Genomic DNA, 22,308 nt, shown 5'->3' with positions numbered 1-22,308 from the left:
ATGGTCTTTAGTAGTTCAGTAGTTATAAGTTCATTTTATATAACCCACTGTTTATTTGCTAAATAGTGGGTTATATGATGTTGATAGTATCTATTATCTGAATGGTTTATAGATTGTAAAATGGTTGTGTATATATTGTAATAATTACTATGGATGGTAACAAAAAAAATAATTGTGAGTTTATTGAGCTTAGGAATAAGTGAATAATTTATAAAGAGAAATCACTATGCAGAAAAAACCAATATATAAGTCTTTATATTTCCAAGTCATTGTTGCCATTGTAATTGGTATATTATTAGGACATTTTTCCCCCACTATAGTCGATCCTGTAACCAATGCTGTGGTCGAAAAAGGATGGGGTGAAGCAATGAAACCATTAGGGGATGGTTTTATTAAATTGATTAAAATGGTTATTGCTCCCATTATTTTCTGTACTGTAGTTAGTGGTATTGCTGGTATGGAAAGTATGAAATCAGTGGGTAAAACAGGTGGTATAGCTATTCTTTATTTTGAAATAGTTTCAACTGTTGCATTAGTCATTGGTTTAATTATTGTGAATGTTGTACAACCAGGTGTTGGCATGAATGTAGATGCATCAACGCTGGATATTAAAGGCGTTCAACAATATATTGGTAAAGAACAAAGTACTATTGAGTTTATTATGCATATCATCCCTAATACTGTAGTGGGTGCTTTTGCTAGTGGTGAAATATTACAGGTTTTATTCTTTGCAGTATTATTTGGTTTTGCTTTACATCGCTTAGGGGATTTTGGTAAACAACTATTAAATATGATTGATCAAATTGCTCATGCTATGTTTAATGTAGTTAATATGATCATGAAATTAGCACCTATAGGGGCATTTGGTGCTATGGCCTTTACCATTGGTCGTTATGGTATTAGTACCTTGTGGCAGTTAGGGCAATTAATGCTTTGTTTCTATGCTACTTGTTTAATCTTTATTTTCTTTGTATTAGGTGCTATTGCACGCTACAGTGGTTTTAGTATTACTAAGTTAATTCGTTTAATCAGAGAAGAGTTATTAATTGTATTGGGTACTTCTTCTTCTGAGTCTGTATTACCTCGTATGTTAAAGAAAATGGAAATAGCAGGTTGTCACAAATCAGTGGTAGGTCTAGTTATTCCAACAGGTTATTCTTTTAATCTTGATGGTACGTCTATTTATTTAACAATGGCGGCTATTTTCGTTGCACAGGCTACAAATACACCACTAGACTTAATGCATCAAATTACCTTATTACTGGTATTGTTGCTTTCCTCTAAAGGTGCTGCTGCTGTAACAGGTGGTGGTTTTATTGTGTTAGCCGCAACCTTGTCGGCAGTAGGGCATATTCCTGTAGCAGGTATTGCACTTATCCTAGGTATCGATCGTTTTATGTCAGAAGCACGTGCACTAACTAACTTAGTGGGTAATGCATTAGCGACGGTGGTAGTGGCTAAATACTGTGGTCAGTTGGATGTGGAAAAACTAAATTATGCATTAACTAATCCAGCAGAAGTTGATCAACAAATGGCGACTGCTGTAAGATAATTAAGTTTTATTGAAGTTAAAAGTGGATAATATCTTGGTGTATTATCCATTTTTTTTGGCAATTAAAATTAACCTAAAATTAAGTATATTTGTATATATTATTGTTGCTTATATACAGTAGGGTGATCACTTGTGAAGAAGAATATATTTTATAAAAGCGTTTTATTAGTTATGAGTATGATTCTAGGGAATAGTTTTGCTCAGAATATACAACAAGCAGATTATCAAGAAGTTGCAAAGCTTAATCAATATTTCCAAGAGCAGGATAAAGTTGTTGCCAGTAAAATCGATTTTACTAGTTTTATGAAACTAGCTGAGGAAGTAGAACAGTATAGGGCTAACAGATTATTAGGTTTAGATGATTTTTTAGCAAAGGCAAAACAGCCTAATACTGTTATTTTAGATTCTCGTTCTAAAGCAATGTATGATAGAAAACACTTAAAAGGTGCTATCCATTTAAACTATTCTGATTATAATCAAATCAGTTTATATCAACTAATTCCTGATAAAAATACCACTATTCTTATTTATTGTAATAATAATTTTATTGACGACCAGCAGAGCTTTGCTAGCAAAATGGCAGTAATACCAAAGGATTTGGATGGTAAACAAACTTATGCTAATAATCTTACGCTCGCCTTAAATATTCCTACTTTTATTAATTTGTATGGTTATGGCTATCGTAATGTCTATGAGTTAGCTGATTTAGTATCAGTTAATGATAAACGTCTTCAATTCGAGGGAACAGCTGTTACTACAGTTGAAGAAAATATTAAGCAAAGCATAATTAATTCAATTGTCCAATAACTTACTATATCCTTCTTGATAGCTAGCATAATAGGGGGTCCAGCCTGTTGTTTTTGCTAGCTTATTAGAGAGTCTTTTACTACCTACACGACGCTCACTGTACTCATCAGCAAGTTCAGTGATATTTAGTTTATTTCTTATCCAAGCCAATGTTTCTTGAATAGGTGCTGGATTATCGTCAACGCCAATATAGTAATTATTTAATATATTACCCGTTTGCTGATATTGAATTAGCTGTTGTATAAGGTTTGCAGCATCCTCAATATGAATTCTATTAGCATAAAGAGGAGGCTGATCGGGATAATGTACGCCCTGTTTAGCCTGATTAATTAGGTAAGTACGATTAGGTCCATAAATACCTGACAAACGTACACAGGTGCTAGCTAGATTACTTTGCAATGCTAATTGTTCCATAGCTAACATGGTTTTACCCTGTACATTATCAGGAGTAGTTGGGCTATTCTCATCAAGCCATTGTCCATCATTTTGCGCATAAACCGCTGTACTAGAAATAACAAACAGTCTTTTAGGTACTTGTTGGCATTGTTGCAACCAATTTAGAGTATTTTGTAGGCCTTTATAATAGAGGTCATAATATTGATTATGCTCAGCCTTACTAGGGGCTACACAATATACAATATAGTCCAAATGATGTTGTGGCCAATTTATTGGTAAGTTTTCTTGGTATAAGTCAAGACCTATACCTGAGATTGCATTCGGTAGTTGGCTGATATTTCTTCTCGCACCATAAACTTGCCAACTTTCATTGGCCATCTTTATACCTAGTCGTGTACCTAAATCACCACAGCCTATAATAAGTAAAGAGGGTTGTTTATTGTTCATTGTCAGTGGTTCTTCTTTGTTGTATATAGAATAGTATCCATATTAGTAATGCAACTGTGGCAGTTGTAGCTCCAACAATGGTAACACCAATCCAACCAAAATGAGCAAAAATCCATGTAGAGCTCAGCGAGCCTGTAGCACCACCTATAAAATAACACAGCATATAACAAGCATTTAAACGATTTCTGGAATCAGGGTTTATTTTATACACTTGATTCATGGTAGTAACATGAATAGATTGCACAGCTAAGTCTAATATTAAAATACCAATAATTAATAAAGTCACCGAAAAAGCTGTAAAAGCCAAGGGCAGCCAAGAGGCAATTAATAAAATAAAGCCTAGTGTAATGACTAAATTGCTTTTACCATGATCTGCTAATTTACCAGCATAAGGGGCCATTAATGCGCCTGCTGCACCAATTAAACCAAATAGACCAATGACTAAATCACTATAGTTATAAGTATCAGCTAAGATAAGAGCAATGGGTGTCCATAACAGACTAAATACAGCAAAGTTTAGCGCGCCCAATAGTCCATATACAATTAACTTGGGGTATTTAATAAATTGCCCTATGGTAGAAATAAGTAAATGGTGGTAAGCCATTTTAGTGGAGGCTGGATAGCGAGGAAGTGTTTTTAATAATAAAATGATGATAATAAATAAAGTAACCGCCGCAATAAAATAAATGGTACGCCAACTTCCTATATATGAACAAAATCCAGCTGCTGTTCTTGCTAATAATATTCCTAGCAATAAGCCACTCATAATAGTGCCTACTACTTTTCCTCGTTCAGTGGGTGAGGCTAAACTAGCAGCAAAGGGCACAATAACCTGTGCAACTACAGCAAAGAAACCAGTTATTGCCGTACCAATTAATAACCATGTCATATTCTGTGCAGTGGCAGAAACCAGTAGACCTAACATTGAGGTGAGGGACATACTTACAATAAGTCCTCGTCTTTCAATAAGGTCTCCTAAAGGCACCAAAAATAATAATCCTGCTGCATAGGATAATTGAGCAACAGTAATAATAACGCCTGTACTACTAAGAGGAATATGCAAATCATTCCCTATAGTATTCAATAATGGTTGAGCGTAGTAGTTACTAGCTACGCTTACTCCAGTTGCGATTGATAATAGCAATACAAACCAAGAGGAGAGAGGTTTGATGGAAGTCATATAAGTATTTCTATTTAAAAATTAATTGATTGTTTGTAGGAGTAAATGTAAAGACTATGATTAATAAAATAATGCTTATGATACTCATAAATATCTAAGCTAAGGCAAGTGAACTAAAGTATTGTAATATGATACCAGTAATCAAGGGAAATAAGGAGGTGTTTAAATAACCAATGCCTTGTAGAAAAACTTCTAACTCATATTGGTTTGCTCTGGAGTATTAAGATTATCCATAATGACAAAAAAAGGTTATCAACTAGTTAAGTCTATTTCGGAACCTTATGTTGCATACCCACATAAGATTGTCAGTTATTTATACCAACAAGAACATTTAACAGTACCATTATAAAAGCTAATAAAACATTGATAATGAATTAGTAGATAAAAGTAACAAAAAAGTGGGCGTTAATTAGTAAAAATATTATTATAATCACTAAAAGTAGAATGGAGATATTAGAATGCGGATAACATTAATTTTTACTATGGTTTTAGCTACATTGGTGGCTTGTAGCAGTACTTCTCCTGAGAAAAGATATCAAATGGGGCCATGGGATGGTTTATTTGGCGTTCAAATGGGCATTACTAAGGAACAAATAGAACGTTATTCTCCTTTAGCAGGTCTTGGTAATGATGGGCAAACCTTTGCTGGTAATGCATTACCTAATAGTTATGGTTATCAATTTGAGTCTATTGTATACACTATTAATTCCATAGAAGGGTTATGTGCATTATCTGTAGTTAGTGCAAGTGATGATGATACTGCTCAAATACGCTATAAAATAGAAGATCTTTATGGTAAACCAACAATTGAACGTCCTAATAAATATGTCACTTGGGATAAAAAGAATATGACTCCTGCTGCGGTAATAGTGATTAATTATGCACCTAACAATAATGTTATTAAGGTTTTTTATCCTAATGCTGATCGCTGCCGATTACTTTAAATAATATATTGATTATTAGTCACACTCAATTTTAGATTTTATGTTGCTGTAAAAGCTAAAGAGGTAACTTTTGACTACTAGAACATTAGTTGTAGGTGCTGGTATCATAGGGTTGTTAACTGCTTATACCTTAGCAAAGGAAGGCATAGAAGTTATTTTGTTAGAGAGAAATAGTGCTGTAGGAAGAGAGTCTTCATGGGCAGGTGGTGGTATTATTTCTCCATTATTTCCTTGGCGACAACACTCCTCCATCACTAGTTTAGTCAATGTTTCGCAAGATAATTATCTAGCGTTTATCACTGAGTTAAAAAGCCTTTCAAACATTGATCCAGAGTATTATATAACGGGATTATATTGGTTAAATTTAGAAGATGAGCAACAGGCACTGGACTGGGCTCAGCAATACCAACGACCACTTAATAAAGTGGATATTGTTGAGGTTGAACGAGCTGTTAGTGTTTTAGGAAGTGGTTTTACCTCTGCTATCTATATGGATAATGTAGCTAATATCCGTAACCCACGATTAATTAGGGCATTACATAGTATTCTAGTTAATATGCCTAATGTACATATTCAAGAAAATTGTATGTTTACTGATATTATTCAACAGGGAGGGCGTGTTATTGGTGTTCATACAAGCCGCCAAGATTATTATGCTGATAATGTTGTAATCTGTACAGGAGCATGGTTAGGCAATTGGTTGCATTCCTTAGGGCTTAATATATCGGTAAAACCTGCTAAAGGACAAATGATTTTGTTTAAATGTGCAGAGAATTTTTTACCCACTATTGTTTTAGCTAATGGGCGTTATGCTATTCCTCGTCGTGATGGACATATTTTAGTGGGGAGTACAATGGAATATGTTGGTTACGATAATGAACCTACATTAGAAGTGCAGGAAAGCCTTCGACAATCAGCTATAGAGATGCTGCCTGAGTTGGCTAAAGCACAAGTGATACAACATTGGTCAGGGCTTAGACCAGCAGCGCCTGAAGGTGTTCCTTATATTGGGGAGGTGCCAGATTATCCCGGTCTATGGTTAAATTGTGGGCATTTCCGTAATGGTTTTGTTTTAGCACCTGCTTCATGTCAGCTATTAACAGATTTAATGTTAGATAGACAGCAAATAGTAGATGCTAATCCTTATTTACCAGTTAATAGGCTTTAAAATATTAGTTAATAGTGATTAAATAATATGAGTAACATCATATATTTTATAGGCAATAGCAGACAACATAGTAATAGCACCTAACCACATAATAGCTATCCCCCAATTATATTGACGGAAATTAAAGCCAAAACCTAATAAACAACAGGCAGTAATCAGTAAAATAAGCACTATCTCAAAAGTTGTCATTGTTTTATCCTTATTTTTTCGGTAACGGTGTTAATAAATTAGCAGGTGGAATTTTTCCTTCTAATTTTTGACCTAATAAAGTCTCAATATTAGGTAATATAAAAATATCATCCTCTCCTATTAGACTAATAGAGATACCTTTAGTTCCTGCTCGGCCAGTACGGCCTATACGATGTACATAATCATCAGGAGTTTCTGGTAGATTATAGTTAATGACATGGCTGATACCATCAATGTGGATACCTCGGCCAGCTACATCGGTAGCAATCAATACCGCGATTTTGCCTGCTCTAAATTTTTCTAATGTTTGTACACGTTTGTTCTGTGCAACCTCTCCTGACAATAGGGCAGTGCTAATGCCTTGGTATTTCAGTTGTTTTTCAATATCTCGTACTTGGTCACGACGATTAGCAAAAACAATAACACGTTGCCAATTGTTTTGTTGTATTAGGTTATAGAGTAAAGTAAGTTTATCAGTTTCAGATACGGCATATATGTGTTGCTCAATAGTATCACTGGCAACAGTTTCTGGCGTTATCTCAACAATAGCAGGATCAGTGGTCCATTGTTTAGCCAAATCCATTACATCATCAGTGAAAGTGGCTGAGAAAAATAGGGTTTGTCTATCTCGTTTGTGAGGCGTATGGCGAATAATTTGTCTTACTTGAGGAATAAAACCCATATCTAACATTCGATCAGCTTCATCAAGAACAAGTATTTCTAACATGTCTAAATGAATTTCATTACGCTGCTGAAAATCCAATAAACGACCAGGTGTTGCTACCAAAATATCACAATAATTGCTCTCTATTTGCCTTAATTGCTTGTTAAAGTCCATGCCACCAACAAAACTCATCACATTAAGGGATGTGTATTTTGTTAATGTCTGTGCCTCTTTAGCTATTTGTATAACGAGTTCTCTAGTAGGGGCGATGATTAGAGCTCTGGGTTCCCCCATATAGCGTTCAGTAGGTGGAGAGGTTTCTTCTAGTTGAGCAATAATAGAAATAAGAAAAGCAGCCGTTTTACCTGTACCAGTTTGTGCTTGTCCTATACAATCTAGCCCTTTTAAGGTATGGCCTAGTACACCTGCTTGAATAGGTGTGCAATAAGTGAAACCAAGATCGTATATGGCATGCATTAGAGAGTTTGATAGGAATAAGTCATGAAAACGAGTCTTGCCCGCTTGTGGTTCTACAACAAAGTCTTCTACCTGCCATTCCATTAATAGGGTACTTGTTTGCTTTTTGTTTGTTGATTGTTGTTTTTTAACACGAAGCTTTTTATGAGGTGTTTTTTTCTGTTTATTATTGTGTTGTGAAGCGTTTTCAGATGGAGCTTTATTAGCCACTTGTTGAGGGGGAGTAGCTTGTTTTTTAGTAAAAAAACTTTTTAATGCTTTTAGCAAAGTATTTATTCCATTTATTAAGTAATAACTTCTGTATTTTAACGTAGATTAGCATTATCTGCACTATGCTAATGCTTTTTTAAAGTAAACTATTAGTTTGATTATAATATATTTCTTGGTAGTATCTTTTAATATGTATCATTAATTAGTTGTAAACAATTAGCTTAATTAGCTGGGATTATTTATAGTATGCTTTTTTATCAGCATATATAAAGGCAAAAACTATGAAATTAAAGTTATTAGTTGTGGCAACAATGCTTACTTGTGCAACAGCGTGGGCAGAAAAGACGCCAAGTACGCCAACATTAACAAAAGAAGCTGTTTTACAAGAATTAAAAACGGGTTGTTTACAAAGTGGTAATACTGAAAAATCTTGCGACTGTTCCATTAAAAACTTTGATGACAAGTTAGCAAAAGAAGAGTGGGATTTATTATTAACACCACCACAAAGCATTACTCAAGAAGATATTACTAAGTTTAAAAATGTTGAGACTAAAATGCTTCAAGTAGTAAATGATTGTGGTGCAAATAAGCAATAGTCTATATAGAATGAAATAAATAAAGCAGCTTAGGCTGCTTTATTTATTTGAGGCAAAATTCATTTCATGGTCTTCAATTAATACTTGTGGAATATTTAATTTATGACCATAGATAACTGAATAGAACAATACATTTTGCACATATTGACGGGTTTCATTAAACGGTATGGTTTCTATCCATACATCAAAATCTACGTTGTTAGAATTTTGTAGCCATTGTCTCACTCTGCCTGGGCCAGCATTATAGGCGGCGGAAGCTAAGATGCGATTGTTCTGAAAGCGTCCATACATTTGACCTAAGAAAGCGGTACCTAATTGTATATTAGTATTAGGGTTTAATGCCTCTTGAGGTTTTGCTAATGGGATATCAAATTTCTTGGCAGTCTCTTTTGCTGTAGCAGGCATAAGTTGCATTAATCCCATAGCACCAGCATGTGACTTAATCCGATCATTAAATGCACTTTCTTGACGCATAATAGCAAAAGCCCAGTTAGGACTAATGCTCCTATTATCAGCCTCTTTAACCAGAATATCTTTATAAGCAATAGGGAAACGGATAGTTAAATCATCCCAATAACTAGTAATAGCCAAGGTACGTATCGCGTAGAAATAAAGATTCATATCATAGGCTAACTGTGAAAGGGCAAGCATCTCTTGTTTAGAAAGATTGCGTGTGAGGTTATGCCATTCAATCCAAGCTTCGTTATCCATTCCCTTATACAAGTACTCTATAGCTCTTTGTATGGCAGGCATATTCTTTATTCTTAGCACCATACTATTATTAACAATAATAGGCTGATGGTTAAATTGATAGTCAGCATTAACTCGTTGCGCAGCTAAAAAGCCGTAAAAATCTCTTTCTTGGGCTAGCTTGTTATACTGTTCTATAATTTGGGGGGCTTTAGGGTCTATATATTGTGCTACCCTAATTTTCCAATACTTCCAACGATTAGTTTGGGCTAATTGCTCAGGTAAGCGATTAATTAAGTCTTGCGCTTGTTGCCAACGGCCTAATCGTAGTAATAATCTTACATGCCATTCGCTTACATCATCATGATCTAGGTTGGCATCATATTTTGCTAAAATTGGTAATGCTCGATCGTCATAACGACGTGCAAAAGTTAAGCCTATATCGTTAGCTAAAGCGACTTTTTGGTCATCAGAAAATTGTAAACGAGTTCCATAGTATTGTAGTAATGATAATGCTTGTTCTGGATCTTGGCGTGCTAAACGTCTTAACCCTAAACCAACAATATCACCAGTAATTTTATCTTTACCCTGAAAGTTTTGGGTTTTAGCGATTAATGTAGGGTTTTTTGCGACATAGGTAAACTCTTTACCTTGCTCAGTTAATGAAGCAGGTAATAATCCTACAATATGATTAGCTAGTCTATACTCCTTTGCTTCAAGAGCCATTTTTAGACGCTGCCAACGTATATCAGCAGTCATTTTGCCTTGTTTTTTCCAATAATTGAATACTACATCACAAGCATTGGGTTGGGAATGAGGTTTTAACCAGAGTTTTTCAGCTAATTCATTTGCTTTAGTTGTTTGTTTATTTTGATAGAGGTATTGTCCGTAAAAACAATCAAGCTCAGAAAAGGTATCAGGTTGGTAATACTTTAAGAAAGTATTCCAATCACCTCTTTCCGCCACTAGGCGTAACCAACGCATTTCTAACCAGCGTGTTTGTGGTAAATCTTGGTGCTTTTTTACAAACAGTATAACTTCCTTATCAGAGGCGAGTTTTATACGTTTGTTGAGTTCTAAGTAGGCAAGATAGGGTTCTAATGGGTAACCTTGTAATGCTTTTTTATGGCTATAGTAAACAAGCGGATTATTTTTATCTAATGCAACTTTTGCTTGATCAAAATAGTTACGTTGCTCTTCTAAAGTGGCTGCTTGCAAAGTAAAGCTGGCTAATAATAAGCAGCTTACTGTAGACACATAGCGAATCAATGCGTTAGCCATAATAGTGTTAGACCTTTATATTTCATGAAAATACTATAGCTTACCTTGCTAATTAAGAATTTGCGAATACTTAAATAATACAAATTATTGATTGCTAGTTTTGGTTATAAGTAATGCCTGTTAAACTATCTAGCTTGATGTTTGGAGATAACTATGGCATTGCTGAAATTTACTGATGTATCATTGGCTTACGGTATGACACCTTTATTAGATAAGGTGTCATGGCAAATAGAAAAGGGCGAGCGTGTTTGTATTATTGGTCGTAATGGTACGGGTAAGTCTAGTTTATTGAGTTTAGTAAAAGGGATTAATCAACCTGATGATGGTGAAATATGGCGAGCTCCTGGTTTAAAGATTGGGGAGTTACCTCAGGAGTTGCCTAAAGCTGATAATCGCATTGTATTTGATGTGGTAGCAGAAGGTTTAACAGGGGTAGGAGAGTTATTAGCTCGTTATCATCATTTAAGCCAACATATTAATAATGATGACGATTTACAGCAGTTAATGCAAGTTCAACAACAATTAGAAGCGAAGGATGGCTGGCGATTACAGCAATTAGTAGAAACTACTTTAACAAGATTACAATTGCCAGCCGATAAAAAATTAGCAGAATTATCTGGTGGTTGGCGGCGTAGAGTTTTACTAGCCCAAGCGTTAGTGGCTGAGCCAGATTTATTATTATTAGATGAACCAACTAACCATTTAGATATAGGGGCGATTAATTGGTTGGAAAATGCTTTGATGGATTTTAAAGGCGCTATTTTGTTTATAACCCATGATCGTAGTTTTTTACAGCATTTAGCTACACGTATTTTAGAGTTAGATCGTGGTTATTTGATTGATTGGAAAGGTGACTATGCAAGCTTTTTAGTGCATAAGGAGCAACAGTTAGCTGCCGAAGAAACAGCCAATGCTTTGTTTGATAAAAAATTAGCTCAAGAAGAAGTGTGGATTAGACAAGGAATTAAAGCTAGGCGTACCCGTAATGAAGGACGCGTACGTGCTTTAAAAGCTTTGAGGCAGGAGCGTGCTGAGCGTAGAAATGTGCAAGGTAAGGCAAGTTTCCAATTAGATAGCTCTGAGAAATCAGGCAAGCAAGTTATTATTGCAGATAATATTAGTTTTGGTTATGAAGATAAGCCACAAGTAAAGGATTTTTCGTTGATTATTCAACGAGGTGATCGTATTGGCTTATTAGGTGCAAATGGTACGGGTAAAACAACCTTATTAAAATTATTATTAGGTGAGTTAGCGCCTAATAATGGACAGGTAAAGCATGGAACAAAGCTAGAAATTGCCTATTTTGATCAACTACGTAATCAATTGGATGAAGAAAAAACAGTATTAGACAATGTCGCTGAAGGGCGTGATTTTATCAGTATTGCAGGTCAAGAAAGACATGTGCTGAGCTATTTAGGTGATTTCTTGTTTAGTCCACAACGCGCAAGAACTCCTGTAAAGGCATTGTCAGGCGGTGAGCGAGCACGATTATTATTGGCTAAACTCTTTAGTAAACCAGCTAACTTATTGGTACTGGATGAGCCTACTAATGACTTAGATATAGAAACTTTAGAGTTACTAGAAGAAGTATTAGATAGTTTTCAAGGAACGGTTCTTATTGTCAGCCATGATCGTGTCTTTTTAGATAATGTAGCAACCAGTACTCTCGTGTTTGAAGGCAATGGTAAAGTCATTGAATATATTGGTGGTTATGATGATTGGTTAAGACAGGGTGGTTCACCTAAGTTGCTAGGTGTGCAAGATGAAAAACAAACAGCAGTAATGATTGAAACTACTGTGCAATCAGCTAAGTCAGTAGTGACACAAGAGCAATCTACAAAGCGAAAATTAAGTTATAAAGATCAGCGCGAACTAGATGCATTACCTGCCAAGATTGAAGCATTAGAGTCTGAGTTAGAGATATTGCAAGAACAAGTCAATAATCCTGATTTTTATCAGCAATCAACGGACGTAACCAGTGTTGTATTAGAAAAGTTAACTAATATGCAGCTTGAGTTAGATGGGTTATTAGAACGTTGGTCTGAGTTAGAAGGATAATAACTATATAAAAAAGCCCAGTACTTACTGGGCTTTTTATTGAAAATAGGTTTATTTTTTAAACATTCCCATAAGATCCCAAGGATATTCAGTAATGACACGAAGTTCATTGATATCATCTGAGAAGCCTGAAGAACGGTAAATAGCATAGCGAACACGTACACTGAGGTCTTTAGCTGGGCCTGTTTGTACTACATATTTCGCTTCAATATCATGCTCAGTTTCTGTTACCTTACCGCCTGATTTATTGCTATCACGTAGGTATTCAGAAATATTAGTACCACGAAGATATCTAGTCATAAAACTTAGGCCAGGTACTCCATATTTGCTCATATCAAGATCATAACGAGCTTGCCATGAACGTTCATTTTCATTATTAAAGTCTGAGTACTGTACAGAGTTAGCTAAATAAATAGCTCCACCACCGTCAACACCATAAGGATTACCTGGCCCATCTCCTGTTACACGTTGATGAGCTAAAGTAAACTTGTGGGCATCATAGGTATAGGAAGCTTGTAAACTCCATACATTAGAGTTGATTTTATCACCGTTATATACTTGACGACTTAGGTGTTTTACAGGGCCTTGACTTTTGGTATTGTAGTAATTAAAAGATAGGTCTACTGCTTGTTTATCATCAATTGGAATAGCGTAATCAACACCTACATATTTTTTCTTCCAGAAGTCTTGTACATCTGAATAATAAAGTGAAGCAGATAGATTATCAGTAAATTGATAAGTACCCCCAATAAAGTCAGCACGTTTTAAGCCAGTGCCTCTATCATTGTATAGTCCCCAATCATTAGACCTTGAATCCCGGTAGCTTTGATTCATTGCACGTAATGAGGTAAAGTGTCCAGCATTAATAGTAAGATTTTTAATTTCGTTACTGGTTAGTAAAAAGCCTTCTGCTGTTTCTGGGAATAAACGGGCATCATCCACAGAGAAAACAGGCGTGTCTACCATCTGTTCGCCATATTTTAAAACAGTGTTGGAGATACGCATTTTTACAGCACCGCTGCCTTTGCTATAGTTATCTTCAGCTCGTCCATGGCTATCAATCGGAAGTAATCCTGCACCATTACGTCCTCTACCTGTGTCTAGTTTAAAACCATACATACCAAATGCATCAACACCAAAGCCTATGGTTCCTTGGGTGAAACCAGACTCATAGGTAGCCATGAAGCCTTGTGCCCATTCCTCACGATAGCTTTGACGTTCTTTGCCATCTTGAGTCATATTTGAATTACTAGAGTTACGAAAATCACGCTTAAAATAAACGTTACGAATAAGCACATTTAAGTTACTGTCTTCTACAAAACCAGCAGATTCAGCTTGAGCGTTTTTATTAAGTATAGAGTGAGTTGAGGTGTCCTGCTGCTCTTCAGCGATGGCTAAAGTTGGTATAAGTGTTGCGATGGTTACTGCCAGCAAGTTATGTTTGGCTTTATTCATTTGCTAGTTTCCCTATTTCAAGCATGAGCTAAGTTTTTGTAATATCGGTTATTAGATGTATTGTTGTAGCAAAAAACTATGTAATAAAATAAGTAAGATCTTTTTATTAAATTTAAAAATATAATCATATTACCTCATTTGTTAAAAACTATAGCATTAAAGACATTGATGTAAAATAAGTAATTAAAATTTTTATGATTTAATGCAATTAGTATGCCTTTTGTGCTTTTTTGTTATAAAAAATGATAATTTAATTGTTTATAGTGATTGTGATTTTAAATTATTGTTATGAAAAGATAATCTCTAAATGATTTATGTTAGAGTTTTTTTTAATATTTTAAGTTAAATTGTTAATATAGCGTAAACTAAGTTACATACTGTTTTTAATAATAGGAATTGATATGTTTATATTAGATGAGTATTTAAATAAAGATTGTATTGCAATTGGCAATTTCCCACTTTGCCAATTACTACTAAAGGATGATAAAAAATATCCATGGTTTATTTTAGTACCAAGACGTAATGATACGATGGAAATATTTGACCTGTTACCTGATGAACAACATCAGTTATGGGCTGAAGTGACAGCTTTCAGTGAATTAGTTAAGGATGTTTTTAAAGCTGATAAGATCAATATTGGTGCATTAGGTAATATTGTTAGCCAATTACATATCCATGTAATAGCACGTTATAAAGATGATGTAACTTGGCCTCAACCTGTTTGGGATAAATTACCTGCAAAACCTTATGATGAGAGTGAAATAGACGCTATTAAAAAGCAGTTGCAAGAAATAATGCCTGTTACCTTTTCATTTAAGTGATTAATAATGAGTGATTTAGAGGCGCGTGTTAATGACTTGGAAAGTCGTCAGGCTTTCCAAGATGATACTATTCAAGCATTGAATATTACTATTGTAAAACAACAACAGTTAATAGACCTTTTAGAAAGAAAAGTACAGTTACTGATTAAAGGTCACAATGAGTTATTAGAGCAGTGGCGTGAGATTGAGGACAATATACCACCACCTCATTATTAAAATTTGTGTTATGAAGGGAACTTATTACCTTTTTAACTTTCTGTTAGAGGACAGAATCCTAAAAATCTGAAAAGTAAGTTTGAAGAGAAATAATAAATTTCTCATATATTTCTCTTTTTCTTATCTCTAGTAACTTTATTATAGAAAAGAAGCTAATTACTTTATTTAAGTAATTAGTCAGTGTTTTGTGTGTTTGTGAAAAATTAGGTTATAAATTAATTGATATTAAGTTTAATAAGGGGAGTTTAGCGCATTTATGTATGCTTTATTACAACCCTTTATTTGTCCAAGTTTAGATGCTGTAAAATTCGCTATAAAAGTGTCTATTGCAGCAGGGGTAACATTGTTTCTTGCTTTTTGTTGGGATTTAAATCAGCCGCAATGGGCAGCTGCAACTGCTGTGATTGTAGCTCAGCCTCATTCTGGGATGGTCGTAAGTAAAGGCTTGGCTAGGCTAGTAGGCACTATAATGGGAACAATAGTGGCATTAGTAATTACAGCATTGTTTAGCCAAACACCATGGCTCTTTATTGCTGCTATGGCTATTGTCTTAACCCTTTGTACTGCAGCTTCTACAGTTATTCGTAGTATTTGGTCTTATTCATTCGTGTTAGCAGGTTATACTACGGCAATTATTGTTTTACCTGATATTTTTAAGCCACTTTCTATTTTTGATTATGCCATTGCAAGATGTACAGAGATTTGTTTAGGGATTATATGTACTTCTGTAGTGTTTGCTATTTTATGGCCTGTTCGTGTTCATCATAGCTTAGTAACAGAGGCTTCTAATACGTGGAAGGCAGGTCTATTATCTGCTTGTAGCGCATTGAAAGGGCAAAATGTTAATGAGAGCTTATTAAATAGCCTTGCAAAAATTGTAGCTGTAGACGCACAGCGTGAACATGCACTATTTGAGGGCGGTGATGGCAAAAATCGGGCAAAAGCTATCCAGGATATGAGTCATGATATTCTGGCATTATTACGTGCAGCAAGGGGTGTGGCGAGACAATGGAAGTTTCTATCTAGAGAAAGCGCTGAGCAGTTGCAACCTTGGCTTGATGAGTGTATTGAGAAATTAACTATTCCTACCCATAAATCTTTAACTCACTTAGCAAAAAGCCTCTATGAAGCAGGCCGTATTAATAAAGAGATGGAACAAAAAGATATTCTAGCTCGATTAGAAATGGTTATTCGTTATGCTATTGCGGCAGGATTAGATTTGTCATCAGTACGCAGTGGTAAATTGCACAGAAGAGCAAAAGCTACTTATTTATCAATACATAGAGATTATTCATTAGGGTTATTCTTTGGTTTGCGGACAGGGCTAGCTTTTATTGTATTAGCTGCTTTTTGGATGTTATGGGGCTGGCCTATTAATGAAGCAAGTGGTGCTTTAATGATGGTAGCTGTTACTTGCAGTCTCTTTGCCAATAGAGAAAATGCGGCTCAGATAAGTATGGGATTTTTGCGTGGGATTTGCTATGCAGTGATCGTAGCTTTTGTCGTTTCTCAACTTATTATTCCTTCTTGGAGTGGTTTCCCACTATTGTGGTTGGCTATAGGTGTACCACTATTTTTTAGCTCACTTGGTCTTGTTAAACCTGAGATAGCTGGTACTTGTACTATATTTTCTATTAATATTGTAATGTTATGTAGGCCAACTAATCATGGCTTTCAATCTACCGAAATGTTTATTAATCAGGGTTTAGCCATGCCATTAGGCATTATAGCGGCGATGCTAGCATTTCATTTGGTTAAAATTAACACACCTTATTGGCAGGGCAGATATATGTTAGGAGCTATGCTAAAGGATTTAAGGAAACTGACGCAAAGTTCGGTGGGTGGCGCTGAAACATGGTTTGGTGGACGAATGGCGGACCGTTTAATTTTGTTAGCACGCCATCGAGAAATAATGGCAGCAAAAGCTGAGGAACGCTGGAATGATGCCTTGCATGTAATGGATATGGGTGATGAGATACTTAATCTACGTAGTAGTTTAGTGGGGCAAAAAGTATTACGTACAGATTTAGCTGATTATTTAGCGGTATTAGTGAAAGTATTTGAGAAAGAACCTGATAGTATTAATACATCTCTTTTAGATGAGGCAAGTGAGAAGCTTAAATCTGCTATTAGGAAAAAAGATGTTGATACTAATTCATTATTAGCATTGTCATCTGTTAAACAGTTACAACAAATTTGGTCTGCTTGGAGTCAAGAACAATCTAGACAAAAGGAAGAAAATTATGGGGTTGCATGAGGTGGCTATTGGTGGTATTTATATCAGTCCGCTACTAGTTTTTGCAATATTAGCATTACCTATTACCAAAGGTGTGTTAATGCTTATTCAAAAAACCCCATTACCCCGATGGATATGGCATGAAATGCTATTTATTTGTGCATTATATTTATTGATTTTTTGTATACTGACATTAATTGTTGGCGTCTTTTTTTAGGGTGAGGTAAGTGTGCGTTCAGTTATACGTGTAGGTGTGACTCTATTTGTAGTAGTGCTTGCTATTATTGCGGCCATTTTGTTATGGCGGTTCTATATGTTATCACCATGGACAAGAGATGCTAGAGTTAGAGCAGATATTGTAACCATAGCGCCTGATGTGGCAGGTTGGGTTATTGAACTTAAAGTTAAAGATAATCAGCAAGTGAATGAAGGTGATATATTGATGACGATTGATAAAGATCGTTATCAGGCGGCTTATGATCAGGCAAAAGCGATTGCTGAAACTAAAAAACAACAAATGTATTTAAAACAACATGAAGCGAAACGCCGTCGTATACTTGGTTCAAAAGCAATTAGTGCAGAATTATTAGAGAATGCTCAAATAGAAGCAGCTATTGCCAAAGGTGAGTATGATCAATCATTGGCACAACTTGAATTAGCCAAACTTAATTTAGATCGAAGTATTGTTAAAGCTCCACGTTCTGGACAAATTACTAACTTACAATTGGTGCAAGGTAATTATATTAAAGAAGGCCAAGCGGCTATGGCGATTGTGGTGAAGGATTCTTTATATATACAAGCTTATTTAGAGGAAACCAAATTACCAGGTGTTCAGGCTGGAATGCCAGTAGCTATTCGCTTAATGAGTGGTAGTAAGTTATTAAAGGGACGTGTTGAAGGTATCAGTCGTGGTATTACGGATCGTAATGCTACACCAGATGGACAATTATTAGCGGATGTAGAACCTACTTATAATTGGGTTCGTTTAGCACAGCGTATCCCTGTTCGTATAGAGTTTGATGAAATACCAGAAGATATCCATTTAGCAGCAGGTATGACAGCCAGTGTGCGAATTGGTGAACCAAGATTTGCTGATTTATTTATTTTATGGTGATGGTTTACAGCTTCTCTCATAAGGCAGGGATGGGAGAAACTGTCAAAATGAGAGTAGATTAACCAATAGCAACTTTAGGTAATTCAGCCATTTCTATTTCAACGCTTTCATTGGGAAGTAAGGCAGTTGCATCACCCACTACAATACGTTTATTACGTTGATTAAATACCTTAGTAGATAGGCGCACTTGATTCTTAGGTAACTTTTCTAAAACTTCAATTTCAATTCGTAAAGTATCACCAGCATGAACAGGGCGTAAAAATTCTAAGGTTTGTGTTAAATACACTGAACCTGGGCCTGGTAGATGGCAAGCCATAGCTGCACTGATAAAACCGGCACTCAACATCCCATGTGCAATCGGTTTTTTAAAGCTAGTAGTGGCTGCATATTCAGCACTTAAATGAACAGGGTTGTTATCACCAGATGCTGCAGCAAATAATAAAATATCTTTTTCTTCTACACTTCTTTCAATAGTAGCTTTTTGACCGATCTCAATGGCATCATAAGTAATGGTTTGAATTGTATTTGGCATGATTTACTCAATGTAATGTCAATTAAATCGTTCATTTTAACTAAAATTAATCACTAGTTTAAATAAAATTGTTGTTTATTTTGGTTTGGTTAAGTAATTAGAAAGTCTTACTTAGACATATTATTAATTTGAAATAAATAACTATTAGTTAATATCAGTCGTTGGAAATGATATAATTCAACATTACATAATTAAAAAATAGCTGAGTTAATTATTCACTTTCTATTAATAGCTGTATCATACTAATTTACTAGTTTTTTGCATAATGGTGTTCTTATTGATTTTAGTTAATAAGAATTAATAAGTAAGGTTTTTTTGTGGCTGAATCAACAACAGAGTTTAATTACCCTAAACTGGATAAAGTAACCGTAATAGGGCTAGGTCTTATTGGTGGCTCTTTTGCTAAAGCAATAAAAGAGCGGGGTCTTAGTCAACAAGTAGTAGGCTTTGATAAAAGCGTTGATACTTGCCAAATAGCTATACAAAATCAGGTAATAGACCATTCGGCTGCGTCTCTTATTGACGCTTGCCAAAATGCAGACCTTATAGTATTGGCTATTCCTATTCTAGCAGTAGAAAAACTTTTACCACAGTTAGCTGAACTTGATTTAGGAAAAGCAGTTATTACTGATGTGGGGAGTGTTAAAGGTAATATAGTTGATGCTGTGCGTTTAGCAATGCCAGATCAGTTATCTATATTTGTTCCAGGGCATCCTATAGCAGGTTCTGAGCGTAGTGGTATAGAAGCTGCTAACAGTGAGTTATTTGTTAATCATAAAGTGATTTTGACACCTAATGATCAAACCAGTTTAACTGCTTTACAGTTAGTAACAAGTATTTGGCGGACATTGGGTGCCGATGTTGAGCAGATGTCTGTTGAACATCATGATGAAATTTTAGCAGCCACTAGTCATTTACCCCATTTATTGGCTTATGGCTTAGTAGACTGTTTAGCAAAAAATCATGATAACTTAGATATTTTTCGTTATGCCGCGGGAGGTTTTCGTGACTTCACCCGTATTGCGGGCAGTGATCCTATCATGTGGCATGATATTTTTCTGGCAAATAAAAAAGCAGTGCTCGCTGTTTTAGATAGTTATATGCAAGAGTTAAATGGGCTCTATAAAGCTGTTGAGGAAAAAAACGGCACAGAGTTATTAGATGTTTTTACTCGGGCAAAAGCAGCACGTGGTCATTTCAATAAGATTTTAGAAGATAGAGCTAATATGAACAATAAATCTCAACAACCAACAGATTTAATTTTTATTGCTAAACCCGTTAAAAAATTATCAGGTCAATTACAAGTTCCAGGTGACAAATCTATTTCACATCGCTCTATTATTTTTGGTTCATTAGCGGAAGGTGTAACCACCGTTGATGGCTTTTTGGAGGGTGAAGATGCGTTAGCTACCTTACAAGCTTTCCGTGATATGGGGGTGACTATTGATGGGCCTGATGAGGGTAGAGTGGTTATTCATGGTGTTGGAATGCGAGGCTTAAAAGCGCCTTCTGGAGCAGTATATTTAGGTAACTCAGGTACTTCAATGCGTTTATTGGCAGGTTTATTATCTGCTCAAGCCTTTAGCTCTGTATTAACAGGTGATACTTCTTTATCAAAACGTCCCATGAATCGTGTGGCGAAACCGCTTAGAGAAATGGGAGCTGTTATTGAAACAGGAGCAGAGGGAAGACCACCTCTAAGCATAGAAGGCGGACATCTTTTAACTGGTATGCACTATGATATGCCCATGGCGAGCGCACAAGTTAAATCATGCTTATTATTAGCAGGTATGTATGCTTCGGGAGAAACATCCGTTACAGAGCCAGCTCCTACTCGAGACCATACTGAGCGTATGTTAAGAGGGTTTGGTTATCCTGTTGAAGTTAATGGTTCAACTGTAACGATTAAACCAGAAGGTAAACTAACCGCAACTAATATCCATGTACCTGCAGATATTTCCTCAGCTGCCTTCTTTTTAGTAGCAGCAACGATTGCTGAGCAGGCAGATTTAACATTGACCCATGTAGGTGTCAATCCAACACGGACTGGCGTTTTAGATATTCTGAAGCTAATGGGTGCAGATATTACTCTGGAAAATGAAAGAGAAGTTGGTGGAGAGCCAGTAGCTGATATTAGAGTGCGTAGTGCAAAATTAAAAGGTATTCAAATTCCAGAAGAGCTAGTTCCTTTAGCGATTGATGAGTTCCCTGTATTATTTGTAGCAGCTGCTTGTGCAGAGGGAACAACAGTATTAACGGGTGCTGCTGAACTAAGAGTAAAAGAGTCTGATCGTATCCAAGTAATGGCTGATGGCCTAATCACTTTAGGTATTAAAGCAGAACCAACAGCTGATGGAATTATTATTGAAGGTGGACAAATAACCTCAGGAGAGGTGTGGAGTCATGAAGATCACCGTATAGCAATGTCTTTTGTAGTTGCTTCTATTCGTGCACAAGGTGATGTTCGTATTCGCGATTGCGAAAATGTGGCTACTTCTTTTCCCAATTTCTTAGAATTGGCTCAACAATGCGGTATTAATGTAAAACAGGAGTAGAGTGGATGGCAGTAGAGCAAATACCTTTAATCACCATTGATGGGCCTAGTGGTTCTGGTAAGGGAACCATAGCTACATTGCTAGCTAAAAATTTGGGCTATAACTTATTAGATTCAGGTGCTATTTATAGGGTATTGGCAACAGCCGCTGAAAAGCATCAGATTGCATTAGACGATGAAAGTGCATTAGTTCAGTTAGCAGAAGATTTAGATGTTGTTTTTAAGGTTGATACAAACCAAGATAAACAATCTATCTTGTTAGAAGGCCTAGATGTGTCAGACAAGATTCGTACTGAGTCAGTGGGTAGTTGTGCTTCTAAAGTTGCTGCTTTACCAAAGGTAAGAGAAGCCTTATTACAGCGGCAAAGAGCATTTTTAACAATGCCAGGGTTAGTTGCTGATGGTCGTGATATGGGAACAATCGTATTTCCTACTGCTCCTTTAAAATTCTTTTTAACAGCTAGTGCTGAGGAAAGGGCTAGAAGGCGCCATATTCAGTTGAAAAAAGCCGGTGAAGATGTTATATTGGGGAGTCTTATTGATGAAATTAGAAAGCGTGATGAACGGGATACTAATAGATCTGTTGCTCCTCTAAAGCCAGCAATTGACGCTATTGTTATAGACTCAACCACGCTAACGATTGAACAAGTGTTGCAAGAAATTTTAACTGAAGTATCTAAGCACACTATTTTTAGTTAGTTTAAAAGTAATTTTTTCATAC

At 35.8% G+C, this 22,308-nt stretch carries 20 protein-coding genes; 13 read left to right on the top strand and 7 right to left on the bottom strand.

The genetic code is table 11. The features are described 5' to 3' along the window. Nucleotides 1-226 precede the first annotated feature (226 nt). A complete protein-coding gene (locus tag ACQVD9_RS11480; protein WP_264746089.1) occupies nucleotides 227-1,552 on the top strand; it encodes a dicarboxylate/amino acid:cation symporter in 1,326 nt (441 codons plus the stop codon). Between the two features lie 132 nt (nucleotides 1,553-1,684). Continuing rightward, nucleotides 1,685-2,359 (top strand): rhodanese-like domain-containing protein, encoded by a 675-nt coding sequence (locus tag ACQVD9_RS11475; protein WP_264746088.1) that lies wholly within the window; start codon nucleotides 1,685-1,687, stop codon nucleotides 2,357-2,359. On the opposite strand, the gene ACQVD9_RS11470 is transcribed toward ACQVD9_RS11475, so the two are convergent. Both ACQVD9_RS11470 and ACQVD9_RS11465 read right to left on the bottom strand, forming a co-directional pair. Next, a complete protein-coding gene (locus ACQVD9_RS11470; protein ID WP_264746087.1) occupies nucleotides 2,345-3,202 on the bottom strand; it encodes an NAD-dependent epimerase/dehydratase family protein in 858 nt (285 codons plus the stop codon). The two genes, ACQVD9_RS11475 and ACQVD9_RS11470, sit on opposite strands and share 15 nt — an antisense overlap. Beyond that, nucleotides 3,192-4,382: an MFS transporter gene (locus tag ACQVD9_RS11465; RefSeq protein WP_264746086.1), complete on the bottom strand. Its 1,191-nt coding sequence runs from the start codon at nucleotides 4,380-4,382 to the stop codon at nucleotides 3,192-3,194. The genes ACQVD9_RS11470 and ACQVD9_RS11465 overlap by 11 nt, the downstream gene beginning before the upstream one ends. Before the next feature lie 458 nt (nucleotides 4,383-4,840). Here ACQVD9_RS11465 and ACQVD9_RS11460 point away from each other — a divergent pair, with 458 nt between their 5' ends. Together ACQVD9_RS11460 and thiO are read left to right on the top strand one after the other, a co-directional pair. Further along, a complete protein-coding gene (locus tag ACQVD9_RS11460; RefSeq protein ID WP_264746085.1) occupies nucleotides 4,841-5,326 on the top strand; it encodes a hypothetical protein in 486 nt (161 codons plus the stop codon). 70 nt (nucleotides 5,327-5,396) lie between these two features. Beyond that, nucleotides 5,397-6,494 (top strand): glycine oxidase ThiO, encoded by a 1,098-nt coding sequence (thiO, locus tag ACQVD9_RS11455; RefSeq protein ID WP_264746084.1) that lies wholly within the window; start codon nucleotides 5,397-5,399, stop codon nucleotides 6,492-6,494. An 18-nt stretch (nucleotides 6,495-6,512) separates the two neighbouring features. On the opposite strand, the gene ACQVD9_RS11450 is transcribed toward thiO, so the two are convergent. Further along, nucleotides 6,513-6,683: a hypothetical protein gene (locus tag ACQVD9_RS11450; protein WP_264746083.1), complete on the bottom strand. Its 171-nt coding sequence runs from the start codon at nucleotides 6,681-6,683 to the stop codon at nucleotides 6,513-6,515. A 10-nt stretch (nucleotides 6,684-6,693) separates the two neighbouring features. Continuing rightward, nucleotides 6,694-8,091, bottom strand: coding sequence for an ATP-dependent RNA helicase RhlB (gene rhlB / locus ACQVD9_RS11445; RefSeq protein ID WP_264746082.1), 1,398 nt, complete (start codon nucleotides 8,089-8,091; stop codon nucleotides 6,694-6,696). Nucleotides 8,092-8,315: 224 nt separating this feature from the next. On the opposite strand from rhlB, the gene ACQVD9_RS11440 reads away from it, so the two are divergent. Next, on the top strand, nucleotides 8,316-8,630 hold the full coding sequence (locus ACQVD9_RS11440; RefSeq protein WP_264746081.1) for a hypothetical protein: 315 nt from the start codon (nucleotides 8,316-8,318) through the stop codon (nucleotides 8,628-8,630). Nucleotides 8,631-8,669: 39 nt separating this feature from the next. Here the strand turns inward: ACQVD9_RS11440 and ACQVD9_RS11435 are convergent, their stop codons facing one another. Further along, nucleotides 8,670-10,601, bottom strand: a complete 1,932-nt coding sequence (locus tag ACQVD9_RS11435; RefSeq protein WP_264746080.1) for a transglycosylase SLT domain-containing protein — start codon at nucleotides 10,599-10,601, stop codon at nucleotides 8,670-8,672. Between the two features lie 153 nt (nucleotides 10,602-10,754). Between ACQVD9_RS11435 and ACQVD9_RS11430 the strand changes: the two genes are divergently transcribed. After that, the gene (locus ACQVD9_RS11430; protein WP_264746079.1) at nucleotides 10,755-12,659 is read left to right on the top strand and encodes an ATP-binding cassette domain-containing protein; all 1,905 of its coding nucleotides are present in this window, start codon (nucleotides 10,755-10,757) and stop codon (nucleotides 12,657-12,659) included. Between the two features lie 51 nt (nucleotides 12,660-12,710). Here ACQVD9_RS11430 and ACQVD9_RS11425 read toward each other — a convergent pair whose 3' ends face one another. Beyond that, nucleotides 12,711-14,114, bottom strand: coding sequence for an OprD family porin (locus ACQVD9_RS11425; RefSeq protein ID WP_264746078.1), 1,404 nt, complete (start codon nucleotides 14,112-14,114; stop codon nucleotides 12,711-12,713). 401 nt (nucleotides 14,115-14,515) lie between these two features. On the opposite strand from ACQVD9_RS11425, the gene ACQVD9_RS11420 reads away from it, so the two are divergent. The 5 genes from ACQVD9_RS11420 to ACQVD9_RS11400 all read left to right on the top strand — a co-directional run bounded on the left by ACQVD9_RS11420 (nucleotide 14,516) and on the right by ACQVD9_RS11400 (nucleotide 18,501). Next, a complete protein-coding gene (locus ACQVD9_RS11420) occupies nucleotides 14,516-14,935 on the top strand; it encodes an HIT domain-containing protein (RefSeq protein WP_264746077.1) in 420 nt (139 codons plus the stop codon). Nucleotides 14,936-14,941: 6 nt separating this feature from the next. Continuing rightward, on the top strand, nucleotides 14,942-15,151 hold the full coding sequence (locus ACQVD9_RS11415) for a SlyX family protein (RefSeq protein ID WP_264746076.1): 210 nt from the start codon (nucleotides 14,942-14,944) through the stop codon (nucleotides 15,149-15,151). Nucleotides 15,152-15,407: 256 nt separating this feature from the next. Continuing rightward, complete coding sequence (locus ACQVD9_RS11410; RefSeq protein ID WP_264746075.1) at nucleotides 15,408-17,408, top strand: FUSC family protein; 2,001 nt, start codon at nucleotides 15,408-15,410, stop codon at nucleotides 17,406-17,408. Then, on the top strand, nucleotides 17,395-17,604 hold the full coding sequence (locus ACQVD9_RS11405; RefSeq protein ID WP_264746074.1) for a DUF1656 domain-containing protein: 210 nt from the start codon (nucleotides 17,395-17,397) through the stop codon (nucleotides 17,602-17,604). The genes ACQVD9_RS11410 and ACQVD9_RS11405 overlap by 14 nt, the downstream gene beginning before the upstream one ends. Before the next feature lie 12 nt (nucleotides 17,605-17,616). Continuing rightward, on the top strand, nucleotides 17,617-18,501 hold the full coding sequence (locus ACQVD9_RS11400) for an efflux RND transporter periplasmic adaptor subunit (RefSeq protein WP_264746073.1): 885 nt from the start codon (nucleotides 17,617-17,619) through the stop codon (nucleotides 18,499-18,501). 58 nt (nucleotides 18,502-18,559) lie between these two features. Here ACQVD9_RS11400 and ACQVD9_RS11395 read toward each other — a convergent pair whose 3' ends face one another. Beyond that, nucleotides 18,560-19,033 (bottom strand): MaoC family dehydratase, encoded by a 474-nt coding sequence (locus tag ACQVD9_RS11395; RefSeq protein WP_264746072.1) that lies wholly within the window; start codon nucleotides 19,031-19,033, stop codon nucleotides 18,560-18,562. A 317-nt stretch (nucleotides 19,034-19,350) separates the two neighbouring features. Between ACQVD9_RS11395 and ACQVD9_RS11390 the strand changes: the two genes are divergently transcribed. Both ACQVD9_RS11390 and cmk read left to right on the top strand, forming a co-directional pair. Beyond that, on the top strand, nucleotides 19,351-21,588 hold the full coding sequence (locus ACQVD9_RS11390) for a bifunctional prephenate dehydrogenase/3-phosphoshikimate 1-carboxyvinyltransferase (protein ID WP_264746071.1): 2,238 nt from the start codon (nucleotides 19,351-19,353) through the stop codon (nucleotides 21,586-21,588). A 5-nt stretch (nucleotides 21,589-21,593) separates the two neighbouring features. Continuing rightward, nucleotides 21,594-22,286 carry a (d)CMP kinase gene (gene cmk, locus ACQVD9_RS11385; RefSeq protein ID WP_264746070.1) on the top strand — a complete coding sequence of 231 codons (693 nt, stop codon included), beginning with the start codon at nucleotides 21,594-21,596 and terminating at the stop codon, nucleotides 22,284-22,286. Nucleotides 22,287-22,308 lie beyond the last annotated feature (22 nt).

The organism is Entomomonas sp. E7T21 (assembly GCF_058693955.1).
Note: the sequence above shows the minus strand (reverse complement) of the source record. Positions and strands in the feature narration are given on the sequence as shown.